Consider the following 26,999-nt stretch of genomic DNA (forward strand, 5'->3'; position numbering starts at 1 on the left):
GTGGCATTAGAAGAAAAAGAAAGAATTATTATCCCTGATGAAAATGGTGAAGAACATCTATTTGAGGTTTTATTTACATTTGATGTAGATCAGACAGGTCAAACTTATATTGCTGTTGTTCCAGTTGAGCAAAAAGACGACGAAGAAGTTGAGGTTTTTGCGTTCCGTTATGAGGATCAGGCAAATGAAGATGATTTATCACTATTCCAAATTGAGTCTGATGAGGAATGGGAAATGGTTGAAGAAATGTTAAATACATTAGCAGATGAAGAAGATAATTAAAAATCAAAAAAAAAATCAATCCTTTTTAAAAGGATTGATTTTTTTTGCGTGAAATTAATAAATTTGTATAATCTATAACATATAAAAATTAAAAATATTTATTAAAATGATAAAAAAATAGAAATCATGCCGAACTTTGTAGTATAATATATCGGATGAAAGGGGGATACTGTATGTCCACATCAGATTCTAATAAAAATGGTAAGGCTAAAGAAAAAAGAATAAAGAACAATCAAGAAAAGAAAAATATGTATCAATTATTCCAAGATCGTGCACAATTACGTGGTGAAGAAGCGCGGCTTGTTAGAAGAATTGTGGCTATATTACTAGCTGTCATTATTATTGTCGTTGTAGGTGGGGGTACTACTGGTTATTTATACATTAAGTCAGCGTTAGAACCAGTAAATCCAGATGATGATAGTACTAAAACAGTTGAAATACCTTTAGGGTCTTCATCATCACAAATCGCAAATATTTTAGAAGACAACGGTATTATAAAGAATAGTATGATATATCGGTTTTATATTAAATTTAACAATGCCTCAGATTTTCAAGCTGGTGAGTATGATCTTTCCCCTTCAATGACATTAAGTGAAGTGACTGATTCCATACAAACTGGTAAAATATTGCAAGAACCTGTATTCTCTGTCACGATTCCTGAGGGGAAAACGATAGATGAAATTGCACAATTGTATGAAGACAAGGCGAACATAGATAAAGACGAATTTATTGAAACTGTAGAAGATGAGGAATATATCCAAACACTAATGGAAAAATACCCTTTAATCTTGACTGAAAAGATATTAGATGAATCTATCCGAACACCTTTAGAAGGCTATTTATTTGCTGCTACATATCAGTTTTATGAAGAAAATCCAAGTATAGATACGATTATAAATTCTATGCTTCAAAAAACAGAAGATGTAGTCTTGCCTTATATGGATCAGATTAATGCACGTGAAGATTGGGGAGTTCACGAAGCGATTACGATGGCCTCATTAGTGGAGAGAGAAGCTAGAAATGAAGAAGAAAGAAAGCGAATTGCTGGTGTTTTCTACAACCGACTAGCTGAAAATATGATGTTACAAACAGACCCGACTGTTTTATATGCTTTAGGTGAGCATAAAGATAGAGTTTTATATAAAGACTTAGAAGTCGAGTCACCATATAACACATATCAAATTACTGGGTTACCGATTGGACCGATTTCTAATTTTGGGGAAAGTTCTTTAATTTCTATACTAGAGCCAGAAGATACCAACTATATGTATTTCGTTGCGGCAAATGATGGAGAAATTTACTTTGCAGAAACGTATGAAAAACATAAAGAATTAGTTAACCAATACCTAGATAGAGAATAGATTATCAATGGAGTAGGGAATGAGTAGTTTTATTCCCTACTTTTCTACGTATGAAAAATAATGATTTTCTCATAAACCATAATTTTAAGAGAGGGGTTTAAAATGGACCAGCAATTAGAAAAATATTTGACAGAGCAACTAGATATAAGTCCAGCTTGGGCAAAAGAATTAGAGGAGTATGCAAAAACTAATAAGGTTCCAATTATGGAACCCCTCAGTATTGACTTTCTTAAGCAAATTATCCGAATGAGAAAACCAATGAACATATTAGAAATAGGTACAGCAATTGGGTATTCTGCTTTATGTATGTCAGAAGCGAATCCGCAAGCTAAGATTGTAACGATTGAAAGAGACGATATACGCTATCAGGAAGCAGTAAAAAATATAAACAATTTAAACAAACAAGAGAAAATAAATGTTATGTTTGGTGACGCTTTGGAAATGACTAATAAGATCAAACAAAAAGGAGATTTTGACTTTTTGTTTATCGATGCAGCTAAAGCCCAATACAAACGTTTCTTTGAACTATACAGTGAGTGCCTAACAGAAGATGCTATTATAGTATCAGATAATGTCCTATTCAAAGGACTTGTGGCAAAAAACACGTATGGAAACGAACGATTAGAGAAAGTAGCGAAAAAAATAAAGTCGTATAATGAATGGCTAGTAAACCATCCAGCATACAAAACAACAATTCTGCCAATTGGTGATGGAATTGCTTTAAGTGTAAAAAGATGAACGAACTAAAGGGGTTTGAAAATATGGACAAAAATAAACCGGTAGTGATAGGGGTAGCTGGTGGATCTGGTTCTGGAAAGACATCAGTTACACGCTCAATATGTCAACGTTTTGCTGACAAAACTATACTTGTTATTGAACAAGATTATTATTATAAAGATCAATCTGATTTACCATTCGAAGAAAGATTAAATACAAACTATGATCATCCACTGGCTTTTGATAACGATTTGTTAATTAAGCATGTGAATGAATTGTTAAAACAAAATTCTATACAAAAACCTGTGTATGATTATAAATTACATACTCGATCTCAAGAGATAATTGAAGTTGAACCAAAAGAGGTTATTATTTTAGAAGGTATATTAATTTTAGAAGATCCACGATTATTAGATTTAATGGATATAAAAGTGTATGTTGATACAGATGCAGATGTTCGAATAATTCGGAGAATGCTACGAGATATAAAAGAAAGAGGACGGACAATTGATTCTGTAATCGATCAATATATAAATGTTGTAAGGCCGATGCATTTACAATTTGTAGAACCGACAAAAAGGTATGCTGACATTATAATACCTGAGGGTGGAGAAAACCTTGTAGCAATAGATTTAATGGCTACAAAAATTCAAACAATATTAAACAGGAAAACGTTTTAATTGGTTTAATTAGAAAAGTATTGAAAATTACTTAAAAATCTGCCATAGTATTTGTTATAGTTTTATTAAACCTTCGTGAACCATTATAATTAGTTGAATTTGTCTATAATGGTAAATACGGACTTATTATTGGAGCTAGATAGAAATATTGTTGGAGTCAAAAGGAGTGTTTGGAATGGCTGTTGAAAAGAGCTACTACATGACCCAAGAGGGAAAAGAAAAGCTTGAGAATGAGTTAGAGTATTTAAAAACTGAAAGACGTCAAGAGGTTGTAGAACGCATTAAAATAGCTCGTGGATTTGGTGATCTATCTGAGAACTCCGAATATGATGCAGCAAAGGACGAGCAAGCTTTTGTTGAATCAAGGATTGTTCAAGTTGAAAATATGATTCGTCATGCTGTAATCATAGAAAATGATAATCAAAATCCTAACGTTGTTTCTCTTGGTAAATCTGTTACTTTTAAAGAATTACCAGATGGCGATGAAGAAACATATACCATTGTAGGAAGTGCTGAAGCTGATCCGTTTGAAGGCAAGATATCAAATGATTCTCCAATCGCTAAAAGTCTCATAGGGCGCGAAATTGGAGAGAAAGTAACGGTACCTACTCCTGGTGGAGATTTGGATGTTAAGATTATAAAAGTAAACTAATTCAAAAATGCTTCATACCTTTTTGGTGTGAAGCATTTTTGAATTTTCTTGATGTATTGTAACTCGTGAAATATGATTTTTTGATACGATACCGAGTTTAAATTGTTTTAGGAATGTAGATACTTGAATCTGGAGGGGAAAAGTATGAATAAAACTCGAGTTCAAGTATGTATTGGAATTTTATTACTTTTTTTTGGATTCGCCATCTATAAATTAATCGATATTCAATTAGTATCTCCTGAAAGCTATGGACCAGAACAGGTGAATTTATTAGAAGAAAGTGTAAATCAGCGTACAAGCCAGATTACTTTATCGAGCGGGAGAGGAATCTTTGTTGATAGAGACAATCAACCGCTAAATACTTCTCTTAAAAAAGATATTATTATTTTTCCATTTGTTCAATCCATTGAATTAACTCCAACGATTGAAGATACGTTAAATTCTTTTGATGAAAATTGGGAAAATAAGTTAGGAAAAAAAGATGAAGCAGTATATCTTTCAGATTTAGTTGATCAAGAGATAACAGATTCGATTTACAATATAATTAATAAAGCATCCATTCCTGGTATTGTCGCTGTTGAAAGGAACGTCCCTGGAGAGTTGTTAATTGCTTCACATCTACTTGGGGTTATTAGAAGTAATGAAGAAGAATATCGGGTTAGGTATGAAGAAAATACCACTTCTAATCATGCGCAACCAATAGGTATATCAGGTTTGGAAAAAACATTTGACCCATTTTTAATATCAGAAAATGATCAAAAGCTCATGTATCATGTAGATGCAAAAGGTGATCCATTATTAGGACTTGATATAAGATTTCAAGGAAAGAATGATCCATTTTATCCTATTCAAGTTCAAACCACTATCGATACAGGGATTCAAAGCTTAACAGAAGAGATTCTAGACAAACACGGACTTATAAAAGGTGGAGTGGTGTTATTAGACGTCGATACCCAAGAAGTGCTTGCAATGGCTTCTAGACCTTCCATTGATCAAAGTGACCCTTTTAATAATAACTCTATTAACAATCAAATGCTTACAGCTCATTATCCTGGTTCCGTATTTAAAACAGTAGTTGCAGCTGCGGCTATGGAAAGTAATATAAATCTGCTTGATGAAAACTATAATTGTAGTTTAGATTTATATGGTGAAGGTACTGCGGAACGTGATTTAGGGGTTTTAAATTTTAGTCAGAGTTTTGCTCAAAGCTGTAATTATACATTTGGATTATTAGCAAATCAACTCATGACGGAAAATAGGTCTATTCTAGAAAGTTATGCAGACAAATTAGGATTACTCACTTCTGTCGGTTGGGAAGGTGATTTATATCATTTTGATAATTTTAAACAATTGCCTGAAGAAGAGGAAGGTAATGTTTGGGGAAATGAAGAAGATCGTTATGTTGAAAGGGCCATTGCACAGACAGCAATCGGTCAAAAGGAAGTTAAAGTAACACCTTTGGCTATCGCTAACATGATGGCAACAATAGCTAATAATGGTGTTAAAGGGGAAGTGAAGGTGGTTGACCAACTTCTATACAATAATGGAACAACAATGACGAAGTTTGCACCGCATGCTAATATTGATAATAGCATTAAAGGAGAAACAGCAAAACAGCTTCAGCAGTTATTAGCAGCTGTTGTTCAGAACGGAACAGGGCAGAGATTAAGTGGGCTACAAATAGCAGGGAAATCTGGTACGGCTCAAACAGGTAGGGAGGATCAATATCACCATTGGTTTGCTGGATTCTTTCCGGTAGAAAATCCTGAATATGCAATGGTTGTAGTTGACTTAGATCAATCCACTGAAAAAGCAAAAACGTATCAAGTATATAAAGAGATTACAACAAGTTTACTTGAAAGTTAAGATTAGGAGAGTCTCCGTTAGGACGGTTTGGAGACTCTTGAGTTATCTTCAATGTAAGGATAATTCGTAAGTAAATTTGTTTTTAGAAAGCTTTCTTTATCAATAGTAATTACAAATTGGAAGACTTCTTCATCATTAATATTAAAAAATTTAATTTCACTGCCATTATAAAAATAGATGACAAAAACTTTATTATTTTTATCATAACTTACCTTGTTAAATGTTTTTAAATCCCAAAGATTACGATTAAATGTCGTAATTTTCAAACCGAAACACACTCCTTCAATGGTCTTGTTAATCTCTTTATTAGATATCTATGTTCTATTTCCTTCACTTATGTCAAAACTAGAAGAAGTTCGACAAAAAAAGATTTTATTTTATTATTTGACAAGCTATCATTGGTTCGTATTCTGTAACATAGTATAATGGAAAAGGATATATGTTAAGGAGGGGACTAGGATGTCTGATGATTACAATTCAATTACTAGGGTTAACCGCTTTGAGAAAAGAAGAAAAAATACGAAAGCATTGACTATTTTTGGATCATTAGGAGGACTATTAATTGTATTCCTTATTGGATTGTTTATATTTGGTGGGAATAATGAAGATGACGAGGTAAAATCTGCTAATAATGACAACGGTATCGTTGAGAATAATTCAGATAGTAAAGAAAAAAATTCTAATAATGCTTCTTCAGAAAATGAAGTGGATTCAACTGAAAGGGAAGAAGTGGAGACGGAATCTGCATTGGACGGTCAGGATGATGCAGATCAGAGTAAGATTGAGTTAGAAACTGTAGAATCTAGCGATGAAAATGTTATCGAAGCTTTTACTGGCAATTGGCAACCAGTCGGTACTACTCAGTCGGGAGATTTCTCATTTAGTTGGGAAACGGATTCTGAAGATTGGAAGGAATTGATGGAAGCTGTTAGACTTGCTACTCGCTTGAATGAAGATGACATGACCGAATGGTGGGTTGGAAGAGATGGAGATCAAAAAGTTGTAGCAACCGTTTCAAATAATGCTGAAACTGAGATTTATCGTGTCTATGTTACTTGGGTTAATGATCAGGGATGGAAACCTACTAGAGTGGAAATTTTAAAAGAAAATGATCAAAAAGACCGATTTGAAAATAATAATAATGAATCCGAAACACCTGAAAATGAACAAGATGAAACGGAGACAGAATAGGGGGAACAAACGATGGTTATCGGCATAATTGGAGCAATGGATGAAGAAGTGGAGCTTCTGCAGAATAACATGAAGATTGAAAGCAAAGAAGAGGTTGCAGGATGCTATTTTACCAAAGGGATATTAAATGGAAAATCAGTAGTCCTTTTAAAATCAGGCATAGGTAAAGTGAACGCAGCAATGGCAACAACGATCCTACATGAGAAATATAAACCGAGCCTTGTTATAAATACAGGTTCTGCCGGTGGTTTTTCAACTGAATTAAAAGTTGGTGATATAGTTGTTTCAACGGAAGTTGCCCATCATGATGTTGATGTAACGGCTTTTAATTATGAATATGGTCAAGTGCCAGGTCAACCTCCTACATTTAAAGCAGATGAGGGTTTGATTTCTCATGCAATGGATGCTACAAATGAAATAAATGAAGTGAAGGCGATGAAAGGATTAATTGCAACAGGAGATTCTTTTATGCAGTCAGAAAATACGGTGGATTTTGTCAGAGGAAATTTCCCATCTATGATTGCAGCCGAAATGGAAGCTGCTGCAATTGCTCAAGTTTGTTATCAATATCATACTCCTTTTGTAGTAATTCGTGCGCTTTCTGATATAGCTGGTAAGGAGTCTTCTATATCTTTTGATGCATTCTTGAAGACGGCAGCAACAAATGCAGCAAACATAATTATGGAAATGGTGAAAAAGTTATAAAGTCTTTCCATCATTTACATCCCAAACTTTCTTTTTATGTATGATATGATGCATATATGGAAAAGGGAGAGGGGAAATAAGGATGGAGTTACAATCTGAAAAAATACAACAAAGAATAGAAGACTATAGTAGATTTTTAATAACTTTATTAATCCTTAGTATCTACTTTTATTTGGGAATGGTAATTAATATTTTTATTGAGCCAACAGATAAAAGTACACTTTTAATAGGATTAATGTTAGGTAGTTTAGCAGTAGCAGGCTTTTTTACTTACCTACTGTCTAAGTGGAGAAAACAATTAAATGAAATAATAGAAATAAAATAAAAACCTCTGACTTTTAAAATCAGAGGTTTTTATTAATAAATTTTAGGTTTGTTATCTACAATGCCAGGCTACTAGCATGTGCTACGTCGCTAAAGTATCGAGCTTTTCCTATTTTGATTTATCTTAAAGATAATTGTAGTAGTAATAGCTGCCACCTAATACTAGCAATAAGACGATTCCTACAATTAATAAACCGAATCCAATACCACTGCCTTTATTATAACCACTTCCATAGCCATAATTATAATAATTTCCATATCCGTAGTAATCACCATACCCTTCATAGGCTTGGTATGGGTAATAACTTGGATCGTAACCCCAATATGGCATAAAATTTCACCCGCCTTATAGGTTTTTACTATATAGTATGGAAAAGGCTTAACATTGAATGGGTGAATATCATCGTATTATTCATTTCTTCTTTCTTTTTTATAATATTCATGAAAAATTTTCATTAATGCTCTTTTTTCAATTCTTGAAACATAACTACGGGATATATTTAATTTCTTGGCAATTTCTCTTTGTGTTAAATCATCTTCATTTGCTAACCCATATCTACATATAATTACTTCTTTTTCTCGTTCATCTAGAATGTCTAAGTATTCTTTAATTTTAGCGACTTCCATATTTAACTGGATATATTCAATTACATCTTCATTTTCAGCTTGTAAAATATCAATTAAACTAATTTCATTTCCTTCCTTATCTTGCCCGATTGGATCTTGAAGAGAAACATCCTTTTTAGTCTTTTTTAATGCCCTTAGATGCATTAAAATTTCGTTTTCTATACAACGTGCAGCGTAGGTAGCTAGCTTAGTCCCTTTTCCGCTTGAAAAGCTTTCAATACCTTTGATTAAACCAATTGTACCAATTGAAATAAGATCTTCGGTGTCCTCACCAGTATTCTCAAACTTTTTAACAATATGGGCTACAAGTCTTAAATTGTGTTCAATTAACATATCTCTTGCATGATCGTCGCCATCTTGCATTTTCTGGATGTACTCTGCTTCTTCTTTCGGAGATAAAGGTTGAGGAAAGGCATGATTTTTTACATAAGATACAAAGAATAGCGCCTCTTTAATAATTAGAGCTAATGCGCTTAAAATAGTAGACAAACACATGCACCTCCTACGGTTTTTGGGCTTACGCCCATATAACACTTTATGTAGGAATAGGTGTAATAGTGTCTGTCCATATAAATTCGCTTCCAGAAATTATCTTATTTTTTAAAAAGGTGTATAATAGTTTGAGTTAGTTTTGTTTTATCTTAAAACAAAATAAAAACTCTTGAAGTATAACAACAAGAGTTCGACAATTTGTGGCAATAGGTTTTCAAAAGAATGTTAATTTGCAAAGTAGCTAATCTCATGTATTAACGATCTACGTTGAATTTCCTTCTCTATCAACCTAATAAATTCACGACTCAAATCCAATTCATTTGCTTTATAGTAGGATTCAATTAATAATTCATCTGACAAATGTTCCATAATAACCCCTCCTGTATTGGAGTCCCCTTCTTGTGAAACAGTAAGGGAATCAGTGTCTCGCGCTGAAGTTATTAATACTTTATCATGAATAGTATAGTCGGACAAGTTGGAAGTTATCTACAGGTGGCTGTATATAACTTGTTAGTAACATTCCGATTTGTGATCAAAAGATTGATTTAGCAAGCAGGTATTTGTGTATAAAGTTATCCACAAAAAAAGAATGTATGAATTTGTCGAAGAGTTTTTTTATAAAAATCGAAAAAATATGCATATTTATCGTTATTTCCCATACTTTTTCACTTTATTTTTGAAAGACTAAGGAAAATTGTATATTATGGGAAAGGAAGAAAAAAGTTGGGCAAACGTATATTGAGGTGATTAACCATTGATTAAGCAATTTTTACCAAATGAACACGTGAAGGATGTATTTGAGATACAGCCAGAAGAGCTAAAAAGTAAGGGGATTAAAGGTATTATTACTGACTTAGATAATACTTTGGTAGCATGGAATGTAAAAGATGCTACGCCAGAAATTATTAAATGGTTTAAATTAATGGAAGATAATGATATTAAAGTAACGATTATTTCCAATAATAAAGAAGAAAGAGTTAAACTATTTTCAGAACCTTTAAAAACACCGTTTGTTTATAGTGCACGAAAGCCACTTGGAAAAGCCTTCAAAAGAGCAGTAAAAAAAATGGAATTAAAAAAAGAAGAGGTAGTTGTAATCGGAGACCAGATTATGACCGACGTTTTGGGAGGAAATCGTGCGGGATTATACACTATACTTGTCGTTCCAATCGTTGAAACAGATGGGAAGATAACTCGAATTAATCGCCAAATTGAACGAAGAATATTAAGTTGGATGCGTAGGAAAGGTATGGTTACTTGGGAGGATTAAATATGGAAGATATAATTTGTCAAGGATGTGGAGTTCAAATTCAAACTGATGATCAAAGTCAGCCAGGGTTTTTACCAAGTTCTGCATTAAATAAAGAAGTCATTATTTGCAAAAGATGTTTTCGATTAAAGCATTATAATGAGGTTCAGGATGTGTCATATACTGACGATGACTTTTTAAAAATGATTAGCCAAATTAGAGATAACAAGGGCTTAATTATAAAAATAGTAGATATTTTTGATTTTAATGGTAGTTTTATAAAAAGTTTACAAAGACTAACTGGTAATAATCCTATTTTGCTTGTAGGCAATAAGGTTGATTTGTTACCAAAATCAACAAATATAAACAAGTTAAAGCAATGGATGAAAAAATCAGCAAGTGATTTAGGATTAACGGTGCAAGATGTCTTCTTAATCTCTGCTGCAAAAGGAAACGGAATGGATGAATTAGAATCTGCTATAGAGGATTATAGAAAAAGAAAAGATGTATATGTTGTAGGAAGTACAAACGTAGGCAAGTCTACGTTTATTAACCGGTTAATAGATAGATCGACAGGAGTAAGTGACGCGATAACGACATCTTATTTTCCAGGCACTACTTTGGGATTTATTGATATTCCTTTAGATGATAAAAGTTCATTGTATGATACACCGGGTGTGATTAATCGAAATCAAATATCTCACTATATTTCAGATTCTGATTTAAAAGTAATTACGCCAAACAAGGAGATTAAACCACGAGTTTATCAACTTAATGAGAAGCAAACACTTTATATTGGTGGTTTAGCTAGGTTTGATTTTGTGAAAGGTGAAAAACAATCATTTGTTTGTTATTTTGCTAATCAACTCTCTATTCATCGAACGAAATTAGAAAATGCCGATCAGTTATATGAAAATCATATTGGAGAATTATTATCTCCACCTAACCCTGAGACATTAAAACAATTACCATCTTTAAAAGCGCACACCATTCGAATTAAGGAAAAAAAGATAGATATTGTTTTTCCGGGATTAGGATGGATAACTATTCCTAATGGTGAGGTAACTATTACTGCACATAGTCCAGAAGGTGTTCCTACTTCCATCCGTACGTCGTTAATTTAATTTTAATCAAAAAATTCAATCTGTTGAATATGCTAATAGGGAGAGGGGAAAAATGAGACTTAAATTAGGACTAATCGGTTTTCCAATTAATCATTCATTATCTCCTTGGATTCATCATCAATTTTTGCGAAAAGCAGGGATTGCTGGAGATTATCGACTTTATGAAACGTCAGAAGCTAATCTAGAAAAGACAATTTTAAAATTAAAAGAAGATAACGTGAATGGATTTAATATAACTGTTCCATATAAACAAAAAATTATGCCTTTTTTAGATGAACTAGATTCTGATGCAGAAAAAATTGGAGCAGTTAATACGGTTGTTAATGATAAGGGAAAATGGAAAGGATATAATACAGATGGCTTCGGATATGTTCAGTCTGTGAAAACTGCCCACCCAGATGTATTTAAAGAAAACACAAAAGTTTTAATCCTGGGTGCTGGTGGCGCTGCTAGAGGAATATACCGGGCATTAGTACAAGAAAAGTTTCATACGGTGGACATAGCAAATCGGACAACAAATAAAGCCACCCAGTTATTAGAGTTAAAAGAAGTTCAAACAAACACGAATGTACTATCCTTTGAAGAAGCGGAACAGCAATTAATGAAATATAATTTTATTGTTCAAACTACTTCTGTAGGGATGAAGCCTAATATAGATGAGCAAGTAATATCTCTGAGAAATATAAGTCCTAATACGCTTGTTAGTGATATTGTTTATCAACCATTGATGACTACTTTGTTAAAAGAGGCAGCAGATTTTGGGGCGCTTATTCATCAAGGACATGCTATGTTATTGTATCAAGCGCAATTAGCGTTTGAAATATGGACAGGCGAACAGATAGCAGCAAAAGATATACTTAAACAACTTGACTCGAGATTGCGAGGGAATGAATAATATGTTAACCGGAAAACAAAAGAGAGTTTTAAGAGCACAGGCACACCACTTAAGTCCAATTTTCCAAGTGGGCAAAACAGGTGTTAATGAAAATATGGTTACTCAAATTGAAGAGGCACTTGAGAAAAGAGAGCTTATTAAAATAACTATTTTGCAAAATTGCATGGAAGATAAAACGGAAGTTGCACAGCAACTTTCAGAAGGTGCAGAGGCAGAATTAGTACAAATTATAGGTAATATCATCGTGTTATATAAAGAGTCTATAGAAAATAAGAAGATTGAACTACCATAGTTGTAAAAGTGTAGAAGGAGCCTTGTATGAAAAAAATCGGTATACTTGGTGGAACATTTGACCCACCACATTTGGGTCATTTATTAATTGCTGAGGAAGTAAATCATAAACTTAATCTTGATCAGGTTTGGTTTATTCCATCATATGAACCACCTCATAAAGAAAAGTCTAATACAAAGATAGAACAAAGAATAGCCATGATAGAAACAGCTATTAAGGATAATCACAATTTTTCTTTAAGTACGATAGAAGTTGATAGATTAGGAAAATCCTACACATTTGATACAATTAAGTTACTCAAAGAAAAGTTTCCTGAGACAATGTTTTACTTTATTATTGGAGCGGATATGGTTGAATATTTACCAAAGTGGTATAAAATTGATCAATTAACACAATTAGTCCAATTTGTAGGTGTAAAACGACCGGAGTACAAACTAAATACAAATTACCCTGTTATAGAAGTGGATATCCCAGTTATGGAAATTTCATCAACTATGATAAGGGAGAGGATTGCTAATAATCAATCAGTTAGATATTTAGTACCTTCGAATGTATTGGAACTTATAAAGGAGTATCACCTATATGATGGATCGTAAGCAAGCGTTAGCGATTGTACAACCGCATCTAAAACAATCACGCTTTGATCATACAAAGCGTGTAGTAGAAACAGCTGTAGATTTAGCGAAATTTTATAATGAGGATAAACAAAAAACAGAAATTGCTGCTGTTTTTCATGATTATGCAAAGTATCGTGACAAAGACGAGATGGAAAGATGGATTATTAGTGAATATTTACCGAAGGATTTGTTACATTATCACCATGAATTGTGGCACGGCCCAGTAGGAGCACTTTTAATCAAGCGTGAAGTGGGAATTAATGATCTTTCAATACTCAATGCTATTAGGTGGCATACTACGGGAAAAGCAGGTATGAACAAGCTTGAAAAAATTATCTTTCTCGCTGACTATATAGAACCTGGACGCGATTTTCCTGGAGTTGACAAGGTTAGAGAACAAGCAAAGGCAGATTTGGATTTAGGTTGTTGGTTGGCTGCTAAAAACACGATTCAATTTCTTATGAGTAAAAACCAACCCATATACCCAGATACATTTCATGCTTATAACGACTTATTAATAACGGTTAAAGATAAATGGAGGGAAGATATGAATGGAAAGTAAACAATTAGCAAATTTAGCAGCAAAAGCGTGTGACGATAAACGAGGCGAGGACATTGTAATGATGGATATGCAAGATGTATCTCTTGTGGCGGATTATTTCTTAATCTGTGAGGGTACAAATGAACGCCAAGTTCAAGCTATTGCAAGAGAAATTAAATCACAAGCAGAAGAAAATGAAATAATGGTTAAACGACTGGAAGGGTTTGACCAAGCAAGATGGATTTTGGTTGACCTTGGCGATGTAGTTTGTCATATATTCCACAAAGATGAACGGAATTATTATAACCTTGAACGCTTGTGGGGAGACGCACCACTTGTCGAACTAAGCTTAAATCAAGAGAGCTAATTACATGTCATACACAAAAATGGCTTTTGTTTATGATGTACTTATGGAGGATGCTCCTTATGAGAAATGGGAGCAGTTTGCAGATGCTATGTTTAAGAAATTTGGAAATAATATAACATCTGTAGCCGACTTAGGTTGTGGAACTGGTCAGGTTACGCGAAGATTAGCAAAAACCGGATATCAAGTGTTAGGTGTAGATTATTCCGAAGATATGCTAGCTTATGCGCAACAAGCAGCAGCAGAAGAGAATCTGTTAATCCAATGGTTTCATCAAGACTTGCGTGAATTAAATGGTTTTAAAAATTTAGATGCTGTTGTGAGTTTTTGTGATGTGATAAATTATATTACAGATCTCAATGAGTTAGAAGTTGTATTTAAAAATGTAAACCATATGTTAAACAGTGATGGATTATTTTTATTTGATGTTCATTCAATGGACCATATAGAGAATAACTTAAAGGAACAGACCTTTGCGGAAATATACGATGATTTATCATATGTTTGGTTGTGTCAAGCAGGTGAAAGCCTTGGAGAAGTTTATCATGACTTAACATTTTTTGTTCTTGATGAGGAACAATATGAAAGGTTTGACGAAACACATCATCAACGAACTTATCCTATTAATACGTACCGAGAGTTATTAAAAAAATCCGGGTTTATCATGAAAGGATTGTATGCTGATTTTTCGACAAAAGAAACCAGTTATTCTAGTGATGACCAGCGTCTATTCTTTGTATGTCAAAAAAATTCGAGGTAGCTGTCAAAGAGCACCTCGAATTTTTAATCTTTTTAAACTGTGATTTTTTCTTGTTATGGGAAAAAATAATTTATTAAATAAAGGATATTACAGATATTTGTCGAAGTTATTATTCATCCAATATCTGTTTACTTATTTTAGCAATGTCCTCATTGTACTTATCATGTGTTGCTGCTATTAAATAGGTGAATAATTCTCCAAGATTACTTTCCATTGCTTTTATACCCTCGCCAGTAACACCACCTTTTACACAAACTTTTTCAATTAATTCTGGTAATGTATAGTAGCCGTCCTCTAGTAATTTTCCAAAACCAATGAACATTTTCTCGGTTAATTTTGTCGCTACTTCTTTATTAATATGTGTCTCTTCAGATGCAGCAGTAATATATTGTTCTGCGAGAAATCCAAAAAATGCTGGTCCACAGGAAACGATATCAGAAGATATACGTGTAACATTATCCTCTATAATCTCAGGAGTGGAATAAATACGACTGCTCTGTAGTAAATAACCTCTCATTTCTTTTGAGATACTATTTCCAAAGGTAGCTAATGTAACTCCTGCTACTGCTCTATTTGTAATACTAGGAATCATTCTGGCAACTTGACACGGAACGAACTGTTCCAACCGCTCTACAGAGTATGGACTAGTAATGGAAACAATACATTGATCGCTTCTTAAGGAACTGTAAAGATTATTCAAAAGAGGATATATTTCAAGTGGCTTTACACAAATGTAGATAATATCAACACACTCTATCAGCTGTTCAAGCTCAGGACAAACATTCACACCTGGATATCTTTCCTGAATATCGTAAGCTTTACTTATTGTTCTGTTCGTAATGAATAATTCATCTTCCATAATAACTTGTGATGTCATCCATGAATCAATTAAAATTTCTCCCATGTTTCCAGTACCAATAACTCCCCATTTCATGGTGTTCCCTCCTATTAGTAAGCGTTCACTATTCCCAATTCATAAGAAGCAAATATAGGATTGAGAATTTACGCACGAATTATTCTATTCTTTAACCCATTGTATGTGAGAACTCCCCAACTTATGAAAAGGATGTGACATAATGCGTTGGCTTAAAAATAACTGGCTAATCGTCATCGTTATTGGATCATTAGGACTTTTTATCTTTATAAATCAAGTAACCTCAAATGTTTCAGATAAAAAAGACGAAGAGTTGTTTGAATTATTTTTGAATGAAAATGAAATAGAAGCGGATATGGCTGAAGGAGACGCTACTCTCGACACTATTGAATTAGAGCAATATGTAGATGTAAAAGGAGAGGTGAACGATCCAGGTGTGTACCAAATAACTGGTGATGAACGTGTGCAAGATGTTATTACTCAAGCTGGAGGATTGACTGAGGAAGCAGATATCCAGACTGTAAATCTTGCTCAAAAAGTATTTGATGAAATGATTATTTATGTTAGAAAAATAGGGGATCAAAAACCTGTAACTTTAGTAGAAACAGTTACCAATCAAAAAATAAAAATTAATAGTGCTACCAAAGAAGAGATTCTAGTCCTCCCAGGAATTGGGGAAGTGAAGGCAGAAGCTATTATTAGTTATAGAGAAGAAAATGGTCCTTTTAAAACTGTAGAAGAACTAAGTAATGTGATTGGAATTGGAGAAAAAACAGTTGAGAAGTTAAAAGAAGATATTCAAATTCCATAGGCTGTTGACTATCAAAGGTACGAGCGGTAAACTAAATGAAAAATGTCGAATTAAGGTGGGGAATGAAAATGGAGAGGATTTCTTGGAATCAATATTTTATGGCTCAAAGTCACTTATTGGCATTAAGAAGTACATGTGAACGATTAATGGTAGGTGCTACAATAGTGAGAGACAAGCGAATTATCGCTGGAGGGTATAATGGAAGTGTTTCTGGTGGTGTTCATTGTATTGATGAAGGGTGTTACGTCATTGAAGGTCATTGTGTTCGTACAGTTCATGCAGAGATAAATGCATTACTACAATGTGCGAAATTTGGTGTGGCAACAGCACATGCAGAAATGTACGTGACTCATTTTCCTTGTTTACAATGTTGTAAATCAATTATTCAAAGTGGAATTCGTACAGTGTATTATGCTAATGATTATAAAAACCATCCTTATTCCATTGAATTGTTTCAACAGGCTGGAGTCAAAACAGAAAAGGTAGAACTTGAAGAGGATTTTATAAATTTACAACCCAAATCTTAGAATTGCTGAATTGTAGATGGAAGAAGGTGTTAAGTAGTTGAAGGGATATTGGCATTTATTAATGTTAGCCATGGTCGTTGCTATCTTAGCAACTTCTTTTGATATTATATATTTCTGTTTTATCTACTTAATCTGGCTATACATATTATTTAGAAAAAAACGAATAAAGTTGCTACATGTAGTAGCATCAATGCTTTTTATTTTGATTGGATTACTGTATTTCTCCAATGTATCTAATTCAATAAATAATTTAGATGTAACACAACCTCATTCTTACTTCGGGAAAATAACCTCTGAAATTTCAAATACTTCTGCGAAAACAACATTTACTTTCCAAGATACGAAAAGTGACAATAACATATTGATAACTTTTTTCAAAGGTACTAACGGTGTTGATAATAAACTAACAAGTGCAAAAACCGGTGCAACATGTGTCATTAACGGAAAAGTAGAAATGCCTCCTCAAAGCAAAAATCCTGGACAATTTGATTATCACAATTATCTAATCAAACAAAATATAAATTATCAATTAAGTATTGAGAAACCAGAGGATGTTTTATGTACAGGAGAATCACCTCTACATTCCATCTATCAACTAAGAGAGAATACATTGGCTAGAACTGAAAAAACACTAAATTCATTTACAAATCAATGGCTACAAGCACTGTTGTTAGGTGAAACGAATAACTTTAGTGGAGAGATTAAGGAACTATTTCAACGCTGGAATTTATCACATTTGCTCGCCATTTCAGGCTTACATGTTGGTTTGTTGGTTAGTTGTTGTTATTTTTTATTCGTAAAGGCACAATTATTAACAAGAGAAAAAGCTCGTTTTTTATTATTAATCTTCTTATTAATTTATCCGTTATTAAGTGGTGGTGCCCCTTCAGTTTGGCGGGCATCTATGATGACTTTTCTAGGTTTTATTATACTTACACGCAATATAAAGTTACCCTTAACAGACATTATAAGTGTTGTTTTTTTAACATTTATAATTTTTAATAAGATGTACGTCTATCAATTAGGATTTCAATTTTCTTTTATAGTCACGATAGCAATTCTACTTTCAAAAAGAATTATAACTTTAGATGGTTCAAAAGCTTTATCCCTACTTAAAATCAGCTTTATTAGCCTTATGTCACTTTTACCTTTTCAAATTTACAATTTTTTCTTTTTTAATCCTCTCTCTATTGTCATTAATCTTTTCTTTGTTCCATACTTCACTTTATTTGTTATCCCTTATATGTTACTTTTAATGGTCATCATATTGGTTTTTCCTTTCCTATCACCGACCTTTGAATATGTCTTTGAGGTAATACATAGAACGGTCTTATCAATACTAGAAACTTTAGATAGTGTGGTATATTTTCCCTGGATAACTGGAAGGTTTCCATTGCAAATATTTATCCCTTATTATGTTATCTTGTTTATTTTTATGGGGTATTTAATTAAGAAAAAAAGCAAACAAGCTTTTACATACGGCTGTTTACTTGTTGTTTTACTACTATTCGTATCTATACAACCTTACTTAAATCCTAAAGGAACCGTAACAATGCTGGATGTTGGTCAGGGAGATAGTACAGTAATTGAACTTCCTTATCGTAGAGGTGTAATTATAATCGATGCGGCGGGGAGTGTAGAAAACGATTTCCAAACACCATCAGATAAGATATATAATCAAGTTATAAAACCTTACTTGTATTCAAGGGGTATTTCTACAATTGATGCCTTGGTTTTCTCACATGAGGATCACGATCATATTGGAAGTGCATCATTTTTATTAGATGATTTTAAAGTTAAACAGATCATCTCAAGTGAATACTTTGTATTTTCTAATGATTTAACACAAAAAATAAGCTCTAATAATATTGAAATTTTAAAAATGAAAAGTGGTAATAAGCTAACGGTTTCTGACCATGTGTTTCACGTAGTAAGTCCGGATAAAGTCTATGGGTCAACCAATGCGAATTCGTTGGTTTTATTAACTGAATTAGGTGGATTAACTTGGCTATACACGGGTGATATTGACAATGAAGTCGAGAAAAGTTTGATTGACCTTTATCCGAATATGAAATTTGACATATTAAAAGTTGCTCATCATGGTAGTAGTTCTTCTACTTCATCGGAGTTTTTGGAAGTTACTAATCCAAAAATTGCTTTAATTTCCGTTGGCGAAAATAACCGTTATGGTCATCCAAGTAAAGACGTATTGCATCGTCTGATTGAACACAATATAGATATATATAGAACTGATGGAAAAGGTGCCATTCAATATATTTTTTTAGATAAGAAAGGAACATTTCAGACCAAGTTACCATAAGATGATTATGTAAGTTGCTCTTGTGAAAAGACAAAAGGCAGGCACCTGGCACCCTAAGGCAATAAGGTAGCCTGGCAGTGGCATTTTTTCTCACATAGAGTTTGACAGAATTCAGGCAGGATAGGAGCTGGTAGTGGCTGTTCCTGCATGTTACTACATTTAGCGGAATTTTATAATTTCCTAGACAATAAAAAAAGAGACTGTAGGAAGAACAGTCTCTTTTCATACGTAAATATACTTAAGATCCAATAAAGTCTATGATAACACCAATGAAGAAAATAAGCATGAAGAAGACAAAGGAGAAAACAAAGCCTTTTCCGGAATCAAATATGTCGTGACTCTTGGATTGAACATCCTTTTCGAATTCATTCATTATGTACCCCTCCCAATTCATTATTAGTATAAGTCAAAAAAGATAAAAAATCCACTTAACTCTAAAAATTATTACAGTTATTTTAGTTACCTTTGTTAGCAAGAGTTTACACCTATATATTTTTAGTTTTGGGTCAATCTATAAGAGAAAGAAAATATCGCTTAGAAAGCAGTATCCTGGGCCTGGTTTTTAAGCGTTTATATAGATTGCAGAGGGGAGTAGTTGCAGCTACTTCCCTCTTTATACAATAAATTAAATATTTAAGAATTTCAACTAATGCTTGCGTCCAAGATAAATTCCTATTACGATTAAATCAGATTTAATCTAAAGCGAGGGCAAATAATGAATTATTTTGAAGTAATGAAGGCAATGAAGAAAAAACAATTTTCTTCTCTTTATTTTTTTCATGGAACAGAATCATACTTAGTACAAGATCTAAAACAACAAATACTTACATACGCTTTATCAGAAGAAGATAAAGATACAAATATATCGATTTATGATTTAGAAGAAACGGAAATTCAAGAAGTCATTGCTGATGCAGAAACCTATCCTTTTTTTGGAGAGCAAAAGGTAATTTTTGTTCATAATCCAATGTTTTTGAAGGCTAAACCAGATAAGGTTTCTGTTGAACATAACTTGGACATACTTCAATCTTATCTTCTCCATCCTGTGGACTATTCAATCATCGTTTTTATAGCTCCTTATGAAAAAGTAGATGAAAGAAAAAAGATCACTAAATTAATGAAGAAACAGTGTGAGACCGTAGCTTGTGACCCAATTAAAGAATGGGATCTCTCAAAATGGATAGAGAATATTGCTACAAGTTTTAATGTAACGATAGAAGAATCAGTTTTTGAATTAATCGTTCAAGAAGCAGGGGCAAACCTGCTCATGCTTCAAAATGAAATAGAAAAGATGGCAACGTTTGTAGGTGAAGGTGGGACAGTTAGTATGGAGGTAGCTGAGAAGTTGCTTTCACATAATTCAAATACTTCAGGTTTAAAGCTAGTCGATGCAGTTATAACAAGAGACTTAAAAAAAGCGATTACGATTTTTAAGGATTTAGAAAAAATGAATGAAGATGCTATTCCTCTGTTAGCCTTGCTTGCTTCACAATTCAGAACGATTTTCCATGTGAAGGTCCTGAAACAAAAAGGTTATAGTCAACAACAGATGGCACAACAATTGAAGGTTCACCCCTATGTAATCAAAATGTCGATAAGTAGGGAGAAAACTTTTTCATCGAACGAGTTAAAAGAAATTATCCATGTTTGTACAGAAACAGATACGAAAATAAAGCAAGGAAAGATGGATAAATCGTTAGCTTTTGAACTACTTTTATATCAATTAATTAATCGGAATTCATTAAATAAACAAGTTATAAGAGCATAGAGGAATTTTTAAATCCATGTGATATTGATTCACATGGATTTTTAATGTCCAGTGGATAACTGAACTATTAGCATGTGCAAATCCAAGTCCAGCTAAAGCCCGTCTGAGTCTTATGTTAAACATCTTTGTGGTAAAGAGTAAGACATAGTTGTTCGTATTAATTGCACTGTGAGAAAGGCGCTCTATCAAACTTATTCAAAGTAAAAACGACCCATGATTGGATCGTTTACTGTTGGTCATTTATAAGCAATTGTTTGTTAGGCACTTAGTTCGTTAACTTTTTTAGTTAAACGAGCTTTTTGACGGTTGCCTTTATTTTTATGGATAATGCCTTTTTGAACTGCTTTATCAATTTTTGTAACAGCTTTTTGTAGTGCTGCCTGTGCATTTGTTGTGTCTTTACCTTCAACTAGACTTTCTACACGCTTAATCTGAGAACGCATGTCTGTCTTGATTGAAATATTGTGTGCACGTTGGTCGTTGTTTGTACGAACACGTTTGATTGCTGATTTTATGTTAGCCATTTATATTCACCTCCATAGTAAAAAACGTTCAAATAACTAGTTTGGAACAAAAGTCATTGTACCAAAGCGCGGTCAAGTTTTCAAGTAGCAATCTTTTAAAACAACCGATATTTGTATGTTTTATTTAAAATAAGGCAACCCTAATTATAAAAAGGGAGGCTTTTAATTTTATGAAAAAAGACAATCAAGATAAGCAATTATTTCAAGTGCGGACAGATTTAGCAGTAGAAGCAAAAGATATGTATGTAGAAAATGAAAAAAAAGAAGATAGACAGATTAAAGGTGTTCAAGTTAAAGAAAGAAATGAAGGCGATATTAATGTTACTTATGTACAAATAGATGAAACTGGTGCTACTTCTTTAGATAAAAAAGCTGGAAATTATATTACGATTCATTCTGAAGGGGTAAAACGACAAGATACAAAGATGCAAGAACAAACTGCAAAAATACTAGCAAAAGAATTAATAGAGTTAATTCGTGAAAGTAATATTCCAAAAGATGCAACTTGTTTAGTCGTTGGACTCGGTAATTGGAACGTTACACCTGATGCCCTGGGCCCAATGGCTGCTGAAAAAGTTTTGGTCACTAGTCATTTATTCAAACTTCAACCTCAATATGTTGCTGAAGGTTATCGACCTGTATCTGCAATGACCCCTGGAGTAATGGGGATAACTGGAATAGAGACAAGCGATATTATATTTGGAGTTATTGAAAAGACTAAGCCAGACTTTGTTATTGCGATTGATGCATTAGCATCTCGTTCTGTGGAACGTGTGAATGCGACAATTCAATTATCCGATTCCGGTATTCATCCTGGTTCAGGTGTCGGAAATAAACGTAAAGAAATTAGTAAGGAAACTTTAGGAATACCCGTTATTGCACTTGGTGTTCCGACAGTGGTGGACGCAGTTACAATTACAAGTGATACGATTGATTTTGTCCTTAAGCACTTCGGGAGAGAATGGAATGAGCGAAATAAACCTTCAAAGGCGTTAACTCCAGGAGGAATGAATTTTGGTTCTCGAAAATTAACCGATGAAGATTTACCTCATCCTGAAAAGCGAAAAGCTGTTCTAGGGATGATAGGAGAGTTAACGGAGGAAGAAAAAAGGTCGTTAATCAAAGAAGTACTTACCCCATTGGGACACAATTTAATGGTTACACCAAAAGAAGTGGATGGGTTTATGAAGGATATGGCCCATGTCATTGCTGAAGGGGTAAATGCAGCACTTCATGAAAATGTAAATATTAAAAATTTTGGCTCCTATACAAGATAAATATTATCCTTAATATTTTTCTAGTAAATAAGATAGTTTACGTATCCGTTTTTTGACAGGTAGTTAGCATGAATGATAATGGAGGTGGTTATTCCTCTCGGATTTTATTGCGCATTATAGAAAAGTTTAAATTGATAAGTATAGCTGATTTTTTAAAAAAGAGATTCAACAATTTTGTAATACACGTTCTACTTTCTGAACCATCGTCATAGAGTCTACTAAAGATGATAGAAAGGTTCAGAAAGGATGGAACGATGAATAAACCAAATATAAACTCAGTCCGAGAAATAATTATAAGATCTAAACCTTGGAAGAAGTTAACAATATTAATTGCAAGTGTTTTAGCTTTATTTATTTTTATTGGATTATTAACCACAATACAACCAGCTTATAGACTTTACTCATCAACAATTAGTGAGTGGACAAGTCAGATTCAAGGTTCTTCTTTTCTATATTTATTACGAATGGAGAACAAATCATTTGATCAAGCTTTTCCTGAGGATAAAGAGTCTATTGATTTATCATATTTAGTTTTTGAAATGGCTACCAGTGTTAAACCAAATGATGCTAGAAGTTTACTAGGTCGAGAATTACCGGGATTTGAAGCCTACGACAGGCAAATATTAATCGCAGGGGAAGGAACAGACTATACTAATTTAACAGCAGAATCTACTCCTCCATTAGAAGTTGTTTTAGAAGATCGAGAAGCTGATATGCCAGATGACGATACGGATGGAACGACCGAGGAAGAAGATGTACCAAATGATAGTGCAGAGCAATCAACTGGAGAACGGGAAGTAGTTTTTATATATAGCACACATAATCGTGAATCTTTTTTGCCGCACCTTCCTAAGACTGACGAACCGGATAACGCTTTTCATCCAGAAGTTAATATAACAAAGGTGAGTGAACAGCTTGCAAAGGAATTGAAAAATCAAGGGATTGGGTCAGAAGTAGACACTACCGATTTTATGACTATCTTACTAGAAAACGATTGGAATTATACAACCCATTCTTATCAAGCTTCTAAACCTATCGTGGAAACTGCACTTGCTAATAATAAGGATTTGAACTTTGTGTTTGACCTACACAGAGATAGTACAAGAAGAGATGTGACAACCAAGTCAATTAACGGTGAAGATTATGCGAAGTTAATGTTTGTAATTGGAGGAGACAATGCTAATTACGAGCGGAATCTTAAACTAGCTTCAGAATTACATGAAAGGTTAGAACAACGTTATCCAGGTTTAAGTAGAGGGGTAGAAAAGTACGGAGGAGCAGGAAGAAATGGTGTTTATAATCAAGATGTTTCTAATAATGCTTTAACAATTGAATTTGGTGGCGTAGATAATAACATGGATGAATTATATAGGTCAGCGGAAGCTTTAGCGAAAGTATTTAGTGATTATTATTGGGATGCTGAGAAAGTCCAAGGAAATCCCTAAAATCGGAGGTGCCAAGATGACAAAAGTTCTAGTTTCTATGCTATTGATGGTTATTTTATTTATGGGTGGGGTTCTATTTGGGATCGATCAAGCAAATGAAGGAATAGCTAATACTAGGGGATACACAGCCACTAACTTTGAAGATGCCATTGATTCAGGAATAAATGAAGATGGTTCTTATGAAGTCAACGTAATGGGTGAAGATTTTGAACAGATAAACTTAGAGGATAAAGAGCTAGAATATGAAGAGGTTCAAACAAATCATTTCACCCAAAAGCTTGCTGGTAATTTGGAAAATAGTGTGAAGTGGTTCTATAATCAGGTCATCGATACTGCATACCAAATAGCACAAGTCTTTTTCTAGGAAATGAAAATAGTAATAGATTGAAAAAAGTTAATAAAATAGGTCGAAGTATTCTTAGTAGGGGCTTCTAAAGCATGTTAAGTGGACATGATTAAACAAGTGCGAATCGAATTATCAAACAAATTATGCTGTTCTAAACCAGACTGATTGAGGATTAACTTTATTTTTATTGAATCTAATTGCTTCGACTGCTATAATCAATCCTAGTATTGTTGCTCGAAAATAGGAGTGATCACCATTGACAAAAGGTAGAAATCAGAGTAGAGTACGAAATTTTTCAATTATTGCACATATTGATCACGGGAAGTCGACATTGGCTGACCGTATATTAGAAAAAACGAAAGCACTAACATCTAGAGAAATGAAAGAGCAGTTCTTAGATGGAATGGATTTAGAACGTGAACGCGGAATCACAATTAAACTTAATGCTGTTCAATTAAAGTATCAACAAGAAAATGGCGATGAATATTTGTTTCATCTTATTGATACCCCTGGTCACGTCGATTTTACATATGAAGTATCTAGAAGCCTTGCTGCTTGTGAAGGTGCTATTTTAGTAGTAGATGCTGCCCAGGGAATTGAAGCACAAACGCTTGCTAATGTTTATTTGGCTTTGGATAACGATTTGGAAATTATCCCAGTTATAAATAAAATTGACTTGCCAAGCGCTGATCCAGAAAGAGTAAAGCAAGAGATTACGGATGTAATCGGAATTGATGGCGAGGAAGCTATCTTGGCCAGTGCCAAATCAGGTATTGGAATCGAAGAGATTTTATCGCGTATTGTCGAAAAAATACCTGCACCTTCGGGTAATCCGGAGGAACCATTAAAAGCATTAATTTTTGATTCTTTATATGATTCTTATCGGGGTGTTGTTGCCTATGTATGTATTAAAGAAGGATCTGTAAAAGTAGGCGATAAGATTAAAATGATGGCTACGGGTAAAGAATTCGAAGTAAATGAAATTGGTGTGTTTACTCCGAAACCAGTTCCGCAAAATGAGTTATCGGTAGGAGATGTTGGTTACTTAACAGCATCGATCAAAAATGTTGGCGACACAAGGGTTGGTGATACAATCACTCTAAGCAATAACCCTGCAGAACAGGCGTTACCAGGTTATCGTCGCTTAAATCCTATGGTTTTTTGTGGGTTGTATCCAGTGGACTCTAATAATTATAATGATTTAAGAGAAGCTCTTGAAAGACTAGAATTAAATGATTCGTCTTTGCAATATGAGGCAGAAACATCTCAAGCATTAGGTTTTGGTTTCCGATGTGGTTTCTTAGGTCTTCTTCATATGGAGATTATCCAAGAAAGAATTGAAAGAGAATTTAACATTGATCTTATTACTACAGCACCAAGTGTTATTTATCAGGTGCAACTTACTGATGAGTCTGAATTGCAAATTGACAATCCGTCATTTATGCCAGATACACAAAAAGTAAAAGAAATCCGGGAACCATACGTAAAGGCAACAATTATGGTCCCAAATGATTTCGTAGGGGCAGTTATGGAACTTTGCCAGAAAAAACGTGGTGATTTTCTAGATATGCAATACATGGATGATAGTCGTGTCAATGTTGTCTATGAAATTCCATTATCTGAAATTGTTTATGATTTCTTTGATCAGTTAAAGTCTCAAACTAAAGGTTATGCATCATTTGATTACGAAATGATTGGATATAAGGAATCCACCTTAGTGAAAATGGATATATGGTTAAATGGTGAAACAATAGATGCACTGTCCTTTATTGTTCATAAAGACTTTTCGTTTGAAAGAGGAAAGCAGATAGTAGAGAAATTGAAAAAATTAATACCTAGACAACAGTTTGAAGTGCCAATTCAAGCAGCAGTAGGAAATAAAATTGTTGCGCGTTCAACGATAAAAGCAATGCGTAAAAACGTACTTTCAAAATGTTATGGTGGCGATATTTCAAGAAAAAGAAAATTGCTTGAAAAACAAAAAGAAGGTAAAAAACGCATGAAGATGGTAGGGTCAGTTGAGGTACCACAAGAAGCATTTATGGCCGTTCTTCGTATGGATGATGATTAATAGTAGCACCTTGGCCCTTGTCGATTAAGTTGACAAGGGTTTCGCACTTATAATAAAGGTATATAACTTTTATTGTTCTGTGTTTCTAAAATTTATAGAATTCTATGTAGCTACTATGTTGATTTGCGCTCCGTGAAACGCTTCAGCTTTCTCGGAAGAAAACCGTTCCCTGAAAAAGCCCCCCTTTTTATGCAGCGCAGATTGTAAAAAATGGCAGAAATCCAGGTCAAGCGGATTTTTGATCATTACGAAGGTTTAAAATCTTTCATAAAGCCCAAAATTAAAATCACTAAAAAT

General features: G+C 33.6%; 31 protein-coding genes and 1 pseudogene. 25 read left to right on the forward strand and 7 right to left on the reverse strand.

Annotated elements, in window-relative coordinates; translation table 11 throughout:
* From QQS35_RS13490 to QQS35_RS13515, 6 genes are all read left to right on the forward strand, one after another.
* Positions 1-282, forward strand: a complete 282-nt coding sequence (locus QQS35_RS13490; protein ID WP_285932743.1) for a DUF1292 domain-containing protein — start codon at positions 1-3, stop codon at positions 280-282.
* A gap of 173 nt (positions 283-455) precedes the next feature.
* On the forward strand, positions 456-1,643 hold the full coding sequence (gene mltG, locus QQS35_RS13495; RefSeq protein WP_285932744.1) for an endolytic transglycosylase MltG: 1,188 nt from the start codon (positions 456-458) through the stop codon (positions 1,641-1,643).
* A gap of 102 nt (positions 1,644-1,745) precedes the next feature.
* Positions 1,746-2,381 (forward strand): O-methyltransferase, encoded by a 636-nt coding sequence (locus tag QQS35_RS13500; protein ID WP_285932745.1) that lies wholly within the window; start codon positions 1,746-1,748, stop codon positions 2,379-2,381.
* A gap of 23 nt (positions 2,382-2,404) precedes the next feature.
* The gene (gene udk, locus QQS35_RS13505; RefSeq protein ID WP_285932746.1) at positions 2,405-3,040 is read left to right on the forward strand and encodes a uridine kinase; all 636 of its coding nucleotides are present in this window, start codon (positions 2,405-2,407) and stop codon (positions 3,038-3,040) included.
* 175 nt (positions 3,041-3,215) lie between these two features.
* Positions 3,216-3,692 (forward strand): transcription elongation factor GreA, encoded by a 477-nt coding sequence (gene greA, locus QQS35_RS13510; RefSeq protein ID WP_285932747.1) that lies wholly within the window; start codon positions 3,216-3,218, stop codon positions 3,690-3,692.
* Between the two features lie 144 nt (positions 3,693-3,836).
* Positions 3,837-5,558, forward strand: a complete 1,722-nt coding sequence (locus tag QQS35_RS13515; RefSeq protein WP_285932748.1) for a peptidoglycan D,D-transpeptidase FtsI family protein — start codon at positions 3,837-3,839, stop codon at positions 5,556-5,558.
* Positions 5,559-5,575: 17 nt separating this feature from the next.
* On the opposite strand, the gene QQS35_RS13520 is transcribed toward QQS35_RS13515, so the two are convergent.
* Positions 5,576-5,824 (reverse strand): hypothetical protein, encoded by a 249-nt coding sequence (locus QQS35_RS13520; RefSeq protein WP_285932749.1) that lies wholly within the window; start codon positions 5,822-5,824, stop codon positions 5,576-5,578.
* 193 nt (positions 5,825-6,017) lie between these two features.
* On the opposite strand from QQS35_RS13520, the gene QQS35_RS13525 reads away from it, so the two are divergent.
* From QQS35_RS13525 to QQS35_RS13535, 3 genes are all read left to right on the forward strand, one after another.
* Positions 6,018-6,749 (forward strand): YrrS family protein, encoded by a 732-nt coding sequence (locus QQS35_RS13525; protein WP_285932750.1) that lies wholly within the window; start codon positions 6,018-6,020, stop codon positions 6,747-6,749.
* Positions 6,750-6,761: 12 nt separating this feature from the next.
* The gene (gene mtnN / locus QQS35_RS13530; protein ID WP_285932751.1) at positions 6,762-7,454 is read left to right on the forward strand and encodes a 5'-methylthioadenosine/S-adenosylhomocysteine nucleosidase; all 693 of its coding nucleotides are present in this window, start codon (positions 6,762-6,764) and stop codon (positions 7,452-7,454) included.
* 82 nt (positions 7,455-7,536) lie between these two features.
* Positions 7,537-7,779, forward strand: a complete 243-nt coding sequence (locus QQS35_RS13535) for a YrhC family protein (RefSeq protein ID WP_285932752.1) — start codon at positions 7,537-7,539, stop codon at positions 7,777-7,779.
* 123 nt (positions 7,780-7,902) lie between these two features.
* On the opposite strand, the gene QQS35_RS13540 is transcribed toward QQS35_RS13535, so the two are convergent.
* The 3 genes from QQS35_RS13540 to sda all read right to left on the reverse strand — a co-directional run bounded on the left by QQS35_RS13540 (position 7,903) and on the right by sda (position 9,266).
* Positions 7,903-8,109 (reverse strand): hypothetical protein, encoded by a 207-nt coding sequence (locus QQS35_RS13540; protein ID WP_285932753.1) that lies wholly within the window; start codon positions 8,107-8,109, stop codon positions 7,903-7,905.
* Between the two features lie 77 nt (positions 8,110-8,186).
* Positions 8,187-8,894, reverse strand: a complete 708-nt coding sequence (gene sigK, locus QQS35_RS13545) for an RNA polymerase sporulation sigma factor SigK (RefSeq protein WP_285932754.1) — start codon at positions 8,892-8,894, stop codon at positions 8,187-8,189.
* A gap of 228 nt (positions 8,895-9,122) precedes the next feature.
* The gene (sda, locus tag QQS35_RS13550; protein ID WP_285932755.1) at positions 9,123-9,266 is read right to left on the reverse strand and encodes a sporulation histidine kinase inhibitor Sda; all 144 of its coding nucleotides are present in this window, start codon (positions 9,264-9,266) and stop codon (positions 9,123-9,125) included.
* Positions 9,267-9,651: 385 nt separating this feature from the next.
* On the opposite strand from sda, the gene QQS35_RS13555 reads away from it, so the two are divergent.
* From QQS35_RS13555 to QQS35_RS13590, 8 genes are read left to right on the forward strand one after another with little or no spacing between them, the layout of a single operon-like run.
* Positions 9,652-10,167, forward strand: coding sequence for a YqeG family HAD IIIA-type phosphatase (locus QQS35_RS13555; RefSeq protein WP_285932756.1), 516 nt, complete (start codon positions 9,652-9,654; stop codon positions 10,165-10,167).
* 2 nt (positions 10,168-10,169) lie between these two features.
* Positions 10,170-11,270, forward strand: a complete 1,101-nt coding sequence (gene yqeH, locus QQS35_RS13560) for a ribosome biogenesis GTPase YqeH (RefSeq protein WP_285932757.1) — start codon at positions 10,170-10,172, stop codon at positions 11,268-11,270.
* 52 nt (positions 11,271-11,322) lie between these two features.
* Positions 11,323-12,165 carry a shikimate dehydrogenase gene (aroE, locus tag QQS35_RS13565; protein ID WP_285932758.1) on the forward strand — a complete coding sequence of 281 codons (843 nt, stop codon included), beginning with the start codon at positions 11,323-11,325 and terminating at the stop codon, positions 12,163-12,165.
* 1 nt (position 12,166) lies between these two features.
* Positions 12,167-12,457: a ribosome assembly RNA-binding protein YhbY gene (gene yhbY / locus QQS35_RS13570; protein WP_285932912.1), complete on the forward strand. Its 291-nt coding sequence runs from the start codon at positions 12,167-12,169 to the stop codon at positions 12,455-12,457.
* A 26-nt stretch (positions 12,458-12,483) separates the two neighbouring features.
* The gene (locus QQS35_RS13575; RefSeq protein ID WP_285932759.1) at positions 12,484-13,053 is read left to right on the forward strand and encodes a nicotinate-nucleotide adenylyltransferase; all 570 of its coding nucleotides are present in this window, start codon (positions 12,484-12,486) and stop codon (positions 13,051-13,053) included.
* Positions 13,043-13,636, forward strand: coding sequence for a bis(5'-nucleosyl)-tetraphosphatase (symmetrical) YqeK (yqeK, locus tag QQS35_RS13580; RefSeq protein WP_285932913.1), 594 nt, complete (start codon positions 13,043-13,045; stop codon positions 13,634-13,636). The genes QQS35_RS13575 and yqeK overlap by 11 nt, the downstream gene beginning before the upstream one ends.
* Entirely contained in the window at positions 13,626-13,982 is a 357-nt protein-coding gene (rsfS, locus tag QQS35_RS13585; protein WP_285932760.1) for a ribosome silencing factor, read from the forward strand. The genes yqeK and rsfS overlap by 11 nt, the downstream gene beginning before the upstream one ends.
* Before the next feature lie 4 nt (positions 13,983-13,986).
* Positions 13,987-14,739 carry a class I SAM-dependent DNA methyltransferase gene (locus QQS35_RS13590; protein ID WP_285932761.1) on the forward strand — a complete coding sequence of 251 codons (753 nt, stop codon included), beginning with the start codon at positions 13,987-13,989 and terminating at the stop codon, positions 14,737-14,739.
* 109 nt (positions 14,740-14,848) lie between these two features.
* Here the strand turns inward: QQS35_RS13590 and comER are convergent, their stop codons facing one another.
* Positions 14,849-15,673 carry a late competence protein ComER gene (comER, locus tag QQS35_RS13595; RefSeq protein ID WP_285932762.1) on the reverse strand — a complete coding sequence of 275 codons (825 nt, stop codon included), beginning with the start codon at positions 15,671-15,673 and terminating at the stop codon, positions 14,849-14,851.
* 142 nt (positions 15,674-15,815) lie between these two features.
* Between comER and QQS35_RS13600 the strand changes: the two genes are divergently transcribed.
* The 3 genes and pseudogenes from QQS35_RS13600 (at position 15,816) to QQS35_RS13610 (ending at position 19,271) form a co-directional block, all read left to right on the forward strand.
* The gene (locus QQS35_RS13600) at positions 15,816-16,424 is read left to right on the forward strand and encodes a helix-hairpin-helix domain-containing protein (protein ID WP_285932763.1); all 609 of its coding nucleotides are present in this window, start codon (positions 15,816-15,818) and stop codon (positions 16,422-16,424) included.
* A 68-nt stretch (positions 16,425-16,492) separates the two neighbouring features.
* A pseudogene (locus QQS35_RS13605) lies at positions 16,493-16,939 on the forward strand (ComE operon protein 2); the annotation flags it as partial.
* Between the two features lie 49 nt (positions 16,940-16,988).
* Entirely contained in the window at positions 16,989-19,271 is a 2,283-nt protein-coding gene (locus QQS35_RS13610) for a DNA internalization-related competence protein ComEC/Rec2 (protein ID WP_285932765.1), read from the forward strand.
* A 238-nt stretch (positions 19,272-19,509) separates the two neighbouring features.
* Here the strand turns inward: QQS35_RS13610 and QQS35_RS13615 are convergent, their stop codons facing one another.
* The gene (locus QQS35_RS13615) at positions 19,510-19,644 is read right to left on the reverse strand and encodes a YqzM family protein (protein ID WP_285932766.1); all 135 of its coding nucleotides are present in this window, start codon (positions 19,642-19,644) and stop codon (positions 19,510-19,512) included.
* Between the two features lie 342 nt (positions 19,645-19,986).
* Between QQS35_RS13615 and holA the strand changes: the two genes are divergently transcribed.
* A complete protein-coding gene (holA, locus tag QQS35_RS13620; RefSeq protein WP_285932767.1) occupies positions 19,987-21,039 on the forward strand; it encodes a DNA polymerase III subunit delta in 1,053 nt (350 codons plus the stop codon).
* Positions 21,040-21,296: 257 nt separating this feature from the next.
* Here holA and rpsT read toward each other — a convergent pair whose 3' ends face one another.
* The gene (gene rpsT / locus QQS35_RS13625; protein WP_285932768.1) at positions 21,297-21,563 is read right to left on the reverse strand and encodes a 30S ribosomal protein S20; all 267 of its coding nucleotides are present in this window, start codon (positions 21,561-21,563) and stop codon (positions 21,297-21,299) included.
* Positions 21,564-21,733: 170 nt separating this feature from the next.
* On the opposite strand from rpsT, the gene gpr reads away from it, so the two are divergent.
* The 4 genes from gpr to lepA all read left to right on the forward strand — a co-directional run bounded on the left by gpr (position 21,734) and on the right by lepA (position 26,702).
* On the forward strand, positions 21,734-22,840 hold the full coding sequence (gpr, locus tag QQS35_RS13630) for a GPR endopeptidase (protein WP_285932769.1): 1,107 nt from the start codon (positions 21,734-21,736) through the stop codon (positions 22,838-22,840).
* Positions 22,841-23,094: 254 nt separating this feature from the next.
* Entirely contained in the window at positions 23,095-24,285 is a 1,191-nt protein-coding gene (gene spoIIP, locus QQS35_RS13635; RefSeq protein WP_285932770.1) for a stage II sporulation protein P, read from the forward strand.
* A gap of 16 nt (positions 24,286-24,301) precedes the next feature.
* Positions 24,302-24,649 carry a DUF3679 domain-containing protein gene (locus QQS35_RS13640; RefSeq protein WP_285932771.1) on the forward strand — a complete coding sequence of 116 codons (348 nt, stop codon included), beginning with the start codon at positions 24,302-24,304 and terminating at the stop codon, positions 24,647-24,649.
* Positions 24,650-24,887: 238 nt separating this feature from the next.
* Positions 24,888-26,702 carry a translation elongation factor 4 gene (lepA, locus tag QQS35_RS13645; protein ID WP_285932772.1) on the forward strand — a complete coding sequence of 605 codons (1,815 nt, stop codon included), beginning with the start codon at positions 24,888-24,890 and terminating at the stop codon, positions 26,700-26,702.
* Positions 26,703-26,999 lie beyond the last annotated feature (297 nt).

Origin of the sequence: Aquibacillus rhizosphaerae (assembly GCF_030282825.1) — a bacterium.
Lineage (GTDB): Bacteria > Bacillota > Bacilli > Bacillales > Amphibacillaceae > Aquibacillus_C > Aquibacillus_C rhizosphaerae.

What these genes read in the sequence shown, in the direction of transcription:
- mtnN (WP_285932751.1), top strand. Translation starts at nt 6,762, where the DNA reads ATGGTTATCGGCATAATTGGAGCAATGGATGAAGAAGTGGAGCTTCTG.
- gpr (WP_285932769.1), top strand. Translation starts at nt 21,734, where the DNA reads ATGAAAAAAGACAATCAAGATAAGCAATTATTTCAAGTGCGGACAGAT.
- QQS35_RS13525 (WP_285932750.1), top strand. Translation starts at nt 6,018, where the DNA reads ATGTCTGATGATTACAATTCAATTACTAGGGTTAACCGCTTTGAGAAA.
- QQS35_RS13600 (WP_285932763.1), top strand. Translation starts at nt 15,816, where the DNA reads ATGCGTTGGCTTAAAAATAACTGGCTAATCGTCATCGTTATTGGATCA.
- udk (WP_285932746.1), top strand. Translation starts at nt 2,405, where the DNA reads ATGGACAAAAATAAACCGGTAGTGATAGGGGTAGCTGGTGGATCTGGT.
- QQS35_RS13535 (WP_285932752.1), top strand. Translation starts at nt 7,537, where the DNA reads ATGGAGTTACAATCTGAAAAAATACAACAAAGAATAGAAGACTATAGT.
- QQS35_RS13615 (WP_285932766.1), bottom strand. Translation starts at nt 19,644, where the DNA reads ATGAATGAATTCGAAAAGGATGTTCAATCCAAGAGTCACGACATATTT.
- greA (WP_285932747.1), top strand. Translation starts at nt 3,216, where the DNA reads ATGGCTGTTGAAAAGAGCTACTACATGACCCAAGAGGGAAAAGAAAAG.
- aroE (WP_285932758.1), top strand. Translation starts at nt 11,323, where the DNA reads ATGAGACTTAAATTAGGACTAATCGGTTTTCCAATTAATCATTCATTA.
- rsfS (WP_285932760.1), top strand. Translation starts at nt 13,626, where the DNA reads ATGGAAAGTAAACAATTAGCAAATTTAGCAGCAAAAGCGTGTGACGAT.
- mltG (WP_285932744.1), top strand. Translation starts at nt 456, where the DNA reads ATGTCCACATCAGATTCTAATAAAAATGGTAAGGCTAAAGAAAAAAGA.
- yqeH (WP_285932757.1), top strand. Translation starts at nt 10,170, where the DNA reads ATGGAAGATATAATTTGTCAAGGATGTGGAGTTCAAATTCAAACTGAT.
- yqeK (WP_285932913.1), top strand. Translation starts at nt 13,043, where the DNA reads ATGGATCGTAAGCAAGCGTTAGCGATTGTACAACCGCATCTAAAACAA.
- yhbY (WP_285932912.1), top strand. Translation starts at nt 12,167, where the DNA reads ATGTTAACCGGAAAACAAAAGAGAGTTTTAAGAGCACAGGCACACCAC.
- QQS35_RS13500 (WP_285932745.1), top strand. Translation starts at nt 1,746, where the DNA reads ATGGACCAGCAATTAGAAAAATATTTGACAGAGCAACTAGATATAAGT.
- spoIIP (WP_285932770.1), top strand. Translation starts at nt 23,095, where the DNA reads ATGAATAAACCAAATATAAACTCAGTCCGAGAAATAATTATAAGATCT.
- holA (WP_285932767.1), top strand. Translation starts at nt 19,987, where the DNA reads ATGAATTATTTTGAAGTAATGAAGGCAATGAAGAAAAAACAATTTTCT.
- sda (WP_285932755.1), bottom strand. Translation starts at nt 9,266, where the DNA reads ATGGAACATTTGTCAGATGAATTATTAATTGAATCCTACTATAAAGCA.
- QQS35_RS13575 (WP_285932759.1), top strand. Translation starts at nt 12,484, where the DNA reads ATGAAAAAAATCGGTATACTTGGTGGAACATTTGACCCACCACATTTG.
- QQS35_RS13515 (WP_285932748.1), top strand. Translation starts at nt 3,837, where the DNA reads ATGAATAAAACTCGAGTTCAAGTATGTATTGGAATTTTATTACTTTTT.
- QQS35_RS13590 (WP_285932761.1), top strand. Translation starts at nt 13,987, where the DNA reads ATGTCATACACAAAAATGGCTTTTGTTTATGATGTACTTATGGAGGAT.
- comER (WP_285932762.1), bottom strand. Translation starts at nt 15,673, where the DNA reads ATGAAATGGGGAGTTATTGGTACTGGAAACATGGGAGAAATTTTAATT.
- QQS35_RS13640 (WP_285932771.1), top strand. Translation starts at nt 24,302, where the DNA reads ATGACAAAAGTTCTAGTTTCTATGCTATTGATGGTTATTTTATTTATG.
- QQS35_RS13540 (WP_285932753.1), bottom strand. Translation starts at nt 8,109, where the DNA reads ATGCCATATTGGGGTTACGATCCAAGTTATTACCCATACCAAGCCTAT.
- rpsT (WP_285932768.1), bottom strand. Translation starts at nt 21,563, where the DNA reads ATGGCTAACATAAAATCAGCAATCAAACGTGTTCGTACAAACAACGAC.